The 10121-nt window shown below is 71.2% G+C and carries 7 protein-coding genes; 3 read left to right on the plus strand and 4 right to left on the minus strand.

The genetic code is table 11. The annotated features are described in order from the left end of the window. Positions 1 to 134 precede the first annotated feature (134 nt). The 3 genes from creC to CEK65_RS02705 form a co-directional block, all read right to left on the minus strand. Positions 135 to 1577, minus strand: a complete 1443-nt coding sequence (creC, locus tag CEK65_RS02695) for a two-component system sensor histidine kinase CreC (RefSeq protein WP_152180693.1) — start codon at positions 1575 to 1577, stop codon at positions 135 to 137. 1 nt (position 1578) lies between these two features. Further along, on the minus strand, positions 1579 to 2289 hold the full coding sequence (gene creB, locus CEK65_RS02700; protein ID WP_193314670.1) for a two-component system response regulator CreB: 711 nt from the start codon (positions 2287 to 2289) through the stop codon (positions 1579 to 1581). Between the two features lie 91 nt (positions 2290 to 2380). Beyond that, complete coding sequence (locus CEK65_RS02705; protein ID WP_152180695.1) at positions 2381 to 4321, minus strand: GGDEF domain-containing protein; 1941 nt, start codon at positions 4319 to 4321, stop codon at positions 2381 to 2383. 241 nt (positions 4322 to 4562) lie between these two features. On the opposite strand from CEK65_RS02705, the gene rlmJ reads away from it, so the two are divergent. Further along, the gene (gene rlmJ / locus CEK65_RS02710; protein WP_017915064.1) at positions 4563 to 5420 is read left to right on the plus strand and encodes a 23S rRNA (adenine(2030)-N(6))-methyltransferase RlmJ; all 858 of its coding nucleotides are present in this window, start codon (positions 4563 to 4565) and stop codon (positions 5418 to 5420) included. A gap of 27 nt (positions 5421 to 5447) precedes the next feature. Here the strand turns inward: rlmJ and CEK65_RS02715 are convergent, their stop codons facing one another. Further along, positions 5448 to 6413, minus strand: coding sequence for a YwqG family protein (locus CEK65_RS02715; protein WP_152180696.1), 966 nt, complete (start codon positions 6411 to 6413; stop codon positions 5448 to 5450). 132 nt (positions 6414 to 6545) lie between these two features. Between CEK65_RS02715 and CEK65_RS02720 the strand changes: the two genes are divergently transcribed. Both CEK65_RS02720 and CEK65_RS02725 read left to right on the plus strand, forming a co-directional pair. Beyond that, entirely contained in the window at positions 6546 to 7088 is a 543-nt protein-coding gene (locus CEK65_RS02720; RefSeq protein ID WP_017909572.1) for a GNAT family N-acetyltransferase, read from the plus strand. Between the two features lie 115 nt (positions 7089 to 7203). After that, on the plus strand, positions 7204 to 10121 hold a 2918-nt coding region (locus CEK65_RS02725; protein WP_152180697.1), incomplete at its 3' end, for a transcription-repair coupling factor.

The raw sequence follows: 10121 nt of genomic DNA on the forward strand, positions 1-10121 counted from the left end.
GGAATGGGGAATGGGGATTGGAAAGCCGGCGTACTTGCGACGCGGTGTGCGCCCCCACTGTGGGAGGGACTTCAGTCCCGACGAGGGAACGCCGGCAGGCCGCCTCGGCGCGCCCGCGCACGAATCGATCCGGCTCAGGCCAGCGGCAACGCCAGGCAGGCCACCGCGCCGCCACCGTCGCAGTTGCGCAGGCTGGCATCGCCGCCGTGCAGGCGCGCCACCTCGCGCACGAACGGCAGGCCGAGGCCGGAGCTGCGCTGGCCGGTGGCCGGGCGCGCCAGCGAATAGAAGCGCTCGAACACCCGCTCCAGCGCGTAGTCGGGAACGCCCGGGCCGGCGTCCTCCACCGTCAGCAACACGCGCGCGTCGGCGCCGCGTTCGGCACGCAGCACGATGACCGCGCCCTCCGGCGAAAAGGCGATGGCGTTGTCGAGCAGGTTGTGCAGCGCCTGGCGCAGCAGGTAGGGATCGCCCGACACCACCAGGGTCGGATCCGGCGCCTGCACCTGCAGCTGCAGGCCGCGCGCCTGCAGTTGCGGCGCCAGCGCTTCGGCCAGGTCCGCGCACAGCGGCGCCAGCGCCACCGGTTCGCGCCGCTGCAGCCAGCCGTGCTGTTCCACCTCGGCCAGCGCCAGCAGCTTGTCGATGGTCTCGGTGAGGCGCTGCTGCTGCTCGGCGATGTTGCGCACGAAGCGCTGCCGCTCCGGTTCCGGCAGCGGCTCCTGCAGCAGTTCCGCCGCGCCGCGGATCGCGGCCAGCGGGCTCTTCATCTCGTGGGTCAGCGACTGCACGTACTGCTCGACGTACTGCTTGCCCTCCAGCTTGCGGCGCATGGTCTCCAGCGCACGGCCGAGATCGCCGATCTCGTCGCGGCGCGGCGGCGGCGGCGGCACCGGCGCACCGACGCTGACCGCCTGCGCGTAGCGGTTGAGCCGGCCGATCCCGCGCAGCAGGCCCCAGGTCATCAGGATCCCGATCAGCGCGGAGATGCCGATCAGCCAGGCCCCGCGCAACAGGATGCTGCGCTGGCTGGCGACGATGAACGGCTCGATGCTGCGGTTGGGCTGGGACAGGGTCAGCACGCCGATCAGCCGCTGCGGGTCGGCCGGATCGTAGACCGGCGCGGCCACGTGCATCACCGTGTGGTTGGGGTCGCCGTCGGCCTCGGGGCTGGAGCGGGCGCCGTACTCACCGCGCAGGGTGCGGTACACGTCGTTCCAACGCGAGTTGTCGCGGCCGATGTCCTGTCCGCGCGAATCGAACACCACGATGCCCGCCGCATCGGTGAGGGTGACGCGGTAGTCGACGCTGTGCTTGGGGAAACGCCAGACCATCGCGCGCGGATCGCGCCGCTGCGCCGCGGCCAGGTCGCGGGCGAAACGGCCGCTGGCGATGCGCCCGTCCTTGAGATCCTGCGCGGCCATCTGCGCCAGCACGTTGGCCGCGTCCACCAGGGTCGATTCCATCGCCTGGCGCACGCCCGGCTTGACCTCGTTGACGAACACCCGCATCACGAAGAAGGCGGCCACGCCGACGATCAGGAAGAAGCCCAGGAACAGCTTCAGCCCCAGCCGCACCTCAAGCCTCCAGCGCGTAGCCGAGGCCGCGGTGGGTGCGGATCGGATCGTCGGTGGCGCCGGCCGCGCGCAGCTTGGCGCGCAGGGTCTTGATATGGGTGTCGACGGTGCGGTCGGCGCTGTCGGCGCTGCTGTCCCAGCCGCGGTCCATCAGTTGCGCGCGACTGAGGATGGCGCCGGGCCGCCGCAGCAGCGCTGCCAGCAACGCGTACTCGTAGCGGGTCAGGTCCAGCACCGCACCGCGCCAGCGGATGCGGCGGCCGTCGCGGTCGATGGCGAAATCGCCGTGCTGCTGCCAGCCGGCCTCGGCATCGCCGACGACCGCCGCGGGGCGCCGCAGCCGCGCCCGCACCCGCGCGACCAGTTCGCGCGGCGAGAACGGCTTGGCCACGTAGTCGTCGGCGCCCAGTTCCAGGCCGAGCACGCGATCGATCTCCTCGTTGCGCGCGGTCAGGAACAGCACCGGCACCTGGCTGAAACCGCGCAGCGTGCGGCACACCTCGAACCCGCTCAGATCCGGCAGGCCGACGTCCAGCACCACCACGTCGATGCCGCCCTCGCGCAACTGCGCCAGGGCCTCGCGGCCGAGCTGGCAATGCCGCACCGCGTAGCCCTCGCTGCGCAGCGCGTACAGCACGGTGTCGGCGATGGCGGATTCGTCCTCGACCACGAGGACACAGGCGGCGGCAGACGTGGACATGGCGCGCAGCATAGCCGTCGCGCGGGCGCCGCGGCAGTCCGTCCGGCCATTCCGCGGCACCGCTCGTGGATCGGCACGAAACCCGACGCGCACCTGCGGCGCGTCAGCTGTCGCTGCCGCCGCGCGCGTTGGCCGCGCCCGGCGCCGACGCCAGTTCCACCCGGTTGCGGCCGCCGTGCTTGGCCCGGTACAGCGCGGCATCGGCGCGCGCCAGCAGCGCCTGGCTGCTCTCGCCGGCGCCGGCTTCGGCGACGCCGATGCTGACAGTCAGGCGCAGGCCCGGCACGATCGCGTCGAACGACTGCCGCTCCAGCACCTCGCGCAGCAGCCCGGCCAGCTCCCGTGCCTCGGCGCAGGCGGCGCCGGGCAGCAGCGCCAGGAATTCCTCGCCGCCGGTCCGGCCGAAGCTGTCGTTCCTGCGCAGGCTCTGCCGCAGGGTCGTGGCGACCAGCCGCAGCACCTGGTCGCCCGCCGCATGGCCGTGCTCGTCGTTGATCCGCTTGAAGTGGTCCACGTCCAGCGCCAGCACCGACAGCGGCATGCGTCCGCCGCGCGGCAACGCCGCCAGCGCGGTGTCCAGTTCGCCCAGGACCTGGCGCCGCGAGGCGACGCCGGTAAGGCTGTCGATCCGCACTTCGCGGCGGGCGCCGCGCAGGCGCCCGAGGGTCAGGAACAACACCCCGACGAGCACCGCCAGCAACAGCAGGGCCGCGCCCAGCAACGCGCGCCGCAGGGTCGCCTCGCGCTCCATCGCCTGCAGCCGGTTACGCTGGGTTTCCGCCTTCTGCGCCAGTTGCAGCGCCGCCAGGTCGCGCTCGCGGCTTTCCGATTCGGCGATCAGGAACTGCGATTGCTCGCGCTGCATGCGCGTATCCAGTTCCTGCTGCACGCGCATCTGCGCCTCGCGCGCATCCAGTGCCTGGCGCCAGGCGGCCAGCGCGCGCAAGGCGGTGGCCTTGAGGTCCAGCACGTCGCTGAGGCTGCGCAGGTCGCCGTTGGCGCGGTAGCCCTGCTCGGCCTGTTCGGCCAGCGCCAGCGCGGTCCGCGCATCGCCACTGCGCTCGGCGATCAGCGCATCGACGTAATCGCGACGCGCGCGCATCAGCCGCGTGGCGCCCATTGCGACCAGTTGCGCCTCGGCCTGCTGCCGCTGCGCCCGCGCCTGCGGCAGGTTGCCCAGCAACGCGTTGACCCGGGCCGCGCGCAGCAACAGCGACGCCTGCGACCCCTCCAGCGGATGCCGGCCATGCAGCTCGGCCGCGCGCAGGTAGGCGGCCAGCGCCGCCGGCAGATCGCCGCGCTGCTCGGCGATGGCGCCTTCGCGCTCCACCGCCAGCGCCTGCATGTAGCCGCCATCGCCCTGCCTGGCCCGCTGCAGGACCTCGGCGACGACCTGGTGCGACAGGTCCGGCAGGCCCATGTCCAGGTAGGCGTCGGCGATGCCGATCAGGGTCAGCAGTGCGACCCAGCCGCCATCGCGCTGTTCGTCGAGCCGGCGGAGTTCCTGCAAGGTACGCAGCGACTGGGCGTAATGGCCGGCATCGCGCTCGGCGAAGGCGCGCATGCGCAGGGCGGCCGCGCGCAGGCGCGGGAAACGGTGCGCACCGGTCAGCGCCAGGATCGTGGTGGCAGGCCGCAGATAGGCCGGGCGCTGGCCGTCGTTGTAGAGCGCATAGGTCTCGCACAACAGGTATTCCAGGCGTACCTGCACATGGGCGCGGGCGATCGCGCCGCGCTCGCCGCGCCGCGCCTGCTCCACCGCCGCGGCCGGGCCCTGCGGAAAATGCTGGCAGTCGAAGGCGTCCAGGCGCGCTCGCCGCACCGGGTCGCCGGCGGGCAGCAGCGCCTGCAGGCGCGCATGCGCGACGCGGTAGGCCTGCTCGTCGGCGGCCATGTCCTTGCCGTGCGCACCGACATCCTCGATCAGCGCATCGAACGCCGCAGCCTGCGCTGCGCCCGGGGGCGCGGCTTCGGCACGGGAGGCGCCGCAGGCGGCGAACGGCAGCGCCAACGCCAGGACACCGAGCAACAGGGGAGAAGACATGAGCATGCGAACCGTGGACCCGCCGGCCGCCCACGCGGTATCGGCACTGCGCACCCGAACGCTCCGACGACGCCTGCGCCCGGATGCACAGGCCCATCGTCCACACCTTCCGGCCTCATGCCCGGCAGGCGCCGTGCGGCCGCCAGCGGTCGCCCGGCTAGTGTACCGCGGCCGCGGACCCGCCCCGCCCGGCACCTCGGCAGGCGTGGCCGGCCGGCGTGACGCCCCGTACACTGCGCGGATGAATTACCGCCACGCCTTCCACGCCGGCAACCATGCCGATGTCCTCAAGCACATCGTGCTGCTGGCGCTGCTCGATGCGTTCAAGCGCAAGGACAGCCCGTTCTTCGTGCTCGATACCCACGCCGGGCGCGGCCGCTATCTGTTCGCGGCGAACGAGGCGCGCAAGACCGGCGAGGCCGCCGCCGGCGTGCTGCGGTTGATGGGCCAGCCGACCCTGCCCGACGTGGTGGAGCGCTACCTGCGCGCGGTGCAGGCCGACAATCCGGTCGGCGCCCTGGTCGCCTACCCTGGCTCGCCGCTGCTGGTGGCGCAGGCGCTGCGCGCGCAGGACCGGCTGGCCGCCTGCGAGCTGCAGACCGAGGAAGCCGCCGAACTCAAGACGTTGTTCGCCCACGACCGCCGCGTGCAGGTGCATGCCGGCGATGGCTATGCGGCGATCAAGGCATTCCTGCCGCCGAAGTCCGGGGCCAACCGGATCGGCCGCGGGCTGGTGCTGATCGATCCGCCCTACGAGGCGCAGGACGCCGAGTACCCGCTGATCGTGGCCGCGCTGCGCGAGACCCTGAGCCGCTGGCCGCAGGCGGTGTGCGCGGTGTGGTATCCGATCAAGCAGCGGCGCAGCCTGCAGCCGTTCTTCCGCAAGGCCGCGGCGTTGCCGGTGGCGTCGGCGCTGGTCGCCGAACTGCAGGTGCGCCCGGACGATTCGCCGCTGCGGCTCAACGGCAGCGGCATGTTGCTGCTCAATCCGCCCTGGCAGTTCGAGCAGGCGCTGGCGCAGGCGCTGCCGCCGCTGAAGGCGCACCTGGGCGAAGCCGGTGCCAGCACGCGACTGGAATGGCTCAAGCGCGAAGCATGAGGTACGCGGGGCGGCGCACGCGCGCGCTCAGAAGCAATCCCAGTTATAGGCGATGCGGCTGAAATCGCCGCGCCGCAGGTCGTCCGGATCGATGAAGAAATTGGCGACGCCGCTGTCGCCCCACATCATCTCCTCGTCGCTGTCCAACTGCAGCAGCAGGACCTGCTTGTCCTGCAGGGTTCGCGGGTCTTGCTGGGTGAACTCCGGGTAGCCGCCGAGCTTGTTGCCGCCACGGCTCAGCGCATCGAACAGCGCGTCGTCCACCGCATCCTGCGACACCGCGTGGCGCTTGGCGTAGGCGGCGGCCACCTCTTCCAGTGGCCTGCCCAGCACCTGCTCGAAGCGCACATCGCTGCTGCCGATGGTTTCCTCGCCGGCGTCGAACCGCATCGCCCGCGGCCGCGCCGGATCGAACGGCAACGTGTCGGCCGCCGGCAACGGCACCTCGGCCTGCCGCGCCGACGCCTTCGGCCGCGGCCAGTACACCACGCGGAAATTGCGTTGTTCGCTCAGCGCGGCCAGGTCGCTGCGCGCACCACCGAAGTTGGCCCCGTAGAAGTCGTCGTCGCCGCCGATGAAGAACTGCAGCATGCCCTGGCGCGGGTAGCCGGGCAGCGGCGGCATCCGCGCCAGATCGATCTGCGCCAGCAGCGCCAGCGGCTGGCCGTCGGCCGTGTGCGGATACGGCCTGTCGGCGGTCCAGTAAGGACGGCCGCCGACCTTGCTGGCCAGGCGATCGTCCTGCGTCATCGGCTGCAGTTGCACCTGCAGCACCGGCCGGCGCGTGGCCTGCAGCCGCGCCTGGTACGGGGCCAATGCCTGTGTCGCCAGTTGCTCCGCATCGGCGACTGGAGCGGCGGTGGTGGCGGTCGGCGTGTCGTGGTGCTGCACGCGCAGCAGCCACCTGCCACCGCCCACCAGCAGCCCCACCAGCAGCGTGGCCAGGCCCAGCCCGATCGCCGCGGAGACGGCCACGGCATGCGATGTCTTCATCGTCGCGCATTCCCTTGAACGAAGCGCCACTCTAGCAAGACCGCCCGAACGGCACATCGGCAGGACGCTGCGTTCACGGGCGTAAGGTTTTGGTAATGCGAGAATCCGGGCTTCGTCGAGGATCATACGGCCATGGCTACCCGCAACCGCATGCCTCCGTGGCATGAAACCTTCACCCTGCCCAGTGGGCGCGAACTGCTGATCCGTCCCATCCGGCCGGAGGACAGCGCGCCGCTGCAAGGTGCCTTCGGCCTGCTCGGGCCGACCGAGATCCGCGAGCGCTTCCTGCATTCGACGCAGGAACTGACCGAGGACATGGCGCAACGCCTCACCCATCCCAATCCGAAGTCGGAACTGATCCTGGTCGCCGCCGAGCCGCTGCCGCCGGGCGAAGCCGTGGTCGGTGCGGTGGCGCGCGCCGCGATCAACCCGGGTACCCGCGAGGCGCAGTACGCGATCCTGGTCAGCAGTTTCGTTTCCGGCCAGGGCCTGGGCCGGCAATTGATGCGCAAGCTGGTCAAGTGGGCGCGCCGCAAGTATCTGGACCGGCTCTACGGCGATGTGCTCGAACGCAACGTGCCGATGCTGCAGCTGGCCGAGTCGCTGGGCTTCCAGCGCATGCCGCATCCGGACAATCCGGACCTGGTGCGGGTGGTGCTGGAACTGGGCAGCTGAAAACTCGGGACCCGGGACCCGGAAAAGCCAGAGCTCCGCAGGCAGCTTCAGCTCCTGCTCTTACGTGCCCCCGGTCCCGGGCCCCGGGTCCCGACCTTGCTAAACTAGTTGGTCCATGCCGCCCCTTCCCTTCCCCGTTCCGCCGCTGCCCAAGTCCGGCCAGCTCCGCGCGCACTGGCGCGCTCCCGCGTCCTCCACCGCTCTGGCCTGGCACATCGCCTGCGCCGCATCCGCGCACCGCGGGCCGTTGCTGGTGGTCGCCCGCGACAACCAGAGCGCGCACCAGCTCGAAGCCGACCTGCACAGCCTGCTCGGGGAGGATCCGAGCCTGCCGGTGGTGCCGTTCCCGGACTGGGAAACCCTGCCCTACGACCAGTTCAGTCCGCACCCGGACATCGTCAGCCAGCGCCTGGCCGCGCTGCACCGGCTGCCGACGCTGACCCAGGGCATCGTGGTGGTGCCGGTGCAGACGCTGATGCAGCGGGTGGCGCCGCTGCGCTACATCGTCGGCGGCAGTTTCGACCTGCGCGTGGGCCAGCGCCTGGACCTGGATGCGGAGAAGCGGCGACTGGAAAGCGCCGGCTACCGCAACGTGCCGCAGGTGATGGACCCGGGCGATTTCGCCGTGCGCGGCGGCCTGCTCGACGTGTATCCGATGGGCACCGACGCACCGCTGCGGATCGAACTGCTGGACGAGGACATCGATTCGATCCGCGCCTTCGACCCGGAATCGCAGCGCTCGCTGGACCATGTGCAGGCGGTGCGCATGCTGCCCGGGCGCGAAGTGCCGATGGACGACGTCAGCGTGGAGCGGGTATTGACCGCGCTGCGCGAACGCTTCGACGTGGACACCCGGCGCAGTGCGCTGTACCAGGACCTGAAGGCCGGGCTGGCGCCGTCGGGCATCGAGTACTACCTGCCGCTGTTCTTCCAGGACACCCGCAGCAGCGGCGCACGCGAGGCCACCGCCACCCTGTTCGATTATCTGGGCGAGCACGTGCTGCCACTGATCGCCCCGGGCGTGGGCGCCGCCGCCGACGCGTTCTGGGCGCAGACCCAGGCCCGCTACGAGCAACGCCGCCACGACGTGGAGCGCCCGCTGCTGGCGCCGGAGGAGCTGTACCAGGCGCCGGACGCGCTGCGCGAGCGCCTCAACGGGCTGCCGCGCATCGACGTGTGGGCCGCCGACCACCCGCGCATCGACGAGGCACAGGCGCTGGGCGACCAGCCGCTGCCGCCGCTGCCGGTGGCGGCCAAGGACGCCGCGCCGGGCGCGGCGCTGAAGAGCTTCCTCGATCACTACCCGGGCCGGGTGCTGATCGCCGCCGATTCGCCCGGCCGCCGCGAGGCGCTGCTGGAAGTGTTGGCGGCCGCGGAGTTGAAGCCGGAGGTGCTGCCGAATTTCGCGGCATTTGTTCCTTCTCCCACCGGGAGAAGGTGGCGCGAAGCGCCGGATGAGGGTGCGGCGTCTGCGCGGCCGGGAACCAAGAAGGCGGGTGCTTCGGCAAGTTCCACGGTTGCGCAGACGAACTCCACTAGCGGTCTGACCCTCACCCCAACCCCTCTCCCGGAGGGAGAGGGGCTTTCTGCTGCACGTTTCGCTATCGCGGTTGCGCCGCTCGACGACGGCTTCGCGCTGGAGGAGCCGCGGATCGCGGTGCTGACCGAGCGCCAGTTGTTCCCCGAGCGTGCCAGCCAGCCGCGGCGCAGCCGACGTGTGGGGCGCGAGCCGGAAGCGATCATCCGCGACCTGGGCGAGCTCTCCGAGGGCGCGCCGATCGTGCACGAGGACCACGGCGTCGGCCGCTACCGCGGGCTGATCGTGCTCGATGCCGGCGGCATGCCCGGCGAGTTTCTGGAAATCGAATACGCCAAGGGCGACCGGCTATACGTGCCGGTCGCGCAGTTGCACCTGATCAGCCGCTACTCCGGCGCCTCGGCCGAGACCGCGCCGCTGCATTCGCTGGGCGGCGAACAATGGACCAAGGCCAAGCGCAAGGCCGCCGAGAAGGTGCGCGACGTGGCCGCGGAGCTGCTGGAGATCCAGGCGCGCCGGCAGGCCCGCGCCGGGCTGGCGCTGCAGGTGGACCGGGCGATGTACGAGCCGTTCGCCGCCGGCTTCCCGTTCGAGGAAACCCCCGACCAGTTGGCCGCGATCGACGCCACCTTGCGCGACCTGGCCAGCAGCCAGCCGATGGACCGCGTGGTCTGCGGCGACGTCGGCTTCGGCAAGACCGAGGTCGCGGTGCGCGCGGCCTTCGCCGCGGCCAGCGCCGGCAAGCAGGTGGCGGTGCTGGTGCCGACCACGCTGCTGGCCGAACAGCACTACCGCAACTTCCGCGACCGCTTCGCCGACTACCCGCTCAAGGTCGAAGTGCTGTCGCGCTTCAAGAGCAGCAAGGAGATCAAGGCCGAGTTGGAGAAGGTCGCCGCCGGCAGCATCGATGTAATCGTCGGCACCCATCGTCTGCTGCAGCCGGACGTGAAGTTCAAGGACCTGGGCATGGTCATCGTCGACGAAGAGCAACGCTTCGGCGTGCGCCAGAAGGAAGCGCTGAAGGCGCTGCGCGCCAACGTGCACCTGCTGACCCTCACCGCCACGCCGATCCCGCGCACCTTGAACATGGCCATGGCCGGCCTGCGCGACCTGTCGATCATCGCCACGCCGCCGCCGAATCGGCTGGCGGTGCAGACCTTCGTCACCCAGTGGGACAACGCGCTGCTGCGCGAGGCCTTCCAGCGCGAACTGGCGCGCGGCGGCCAGCTGTACTTCCTGCACAACGACGTGGAGAGCATCGGCCGCATGCAGCGCGAGCTGAGCGAGCTGGTGCCGGAGGCGCGCATCGGCATCGCCCACGGGCAGATGCCCGAGCGCGAGCTGGAAAAGGTGATGCTGGATTTCCAGAAGCAGCGCTTCAACGTGCTGCTGTCGACCACGATCATCGAATCGGGCATCGACATCCCCAACGCCAACACCATCGTCATCAACCGCGCCGACCGCTTCGGCCTGGCGCAGCTGCACCAGTTGCGCGG

This window comes from Xanthomonas sp. LMG 12459, assembly GCF_009192905.1.
Lineage (GTDB): Bacteria > Pseudomonadota > Gammaproteobacteria > Xanthomonadales > Xanthomonadaceae > Xanthomonas_A > Xanthomonas_A sontii.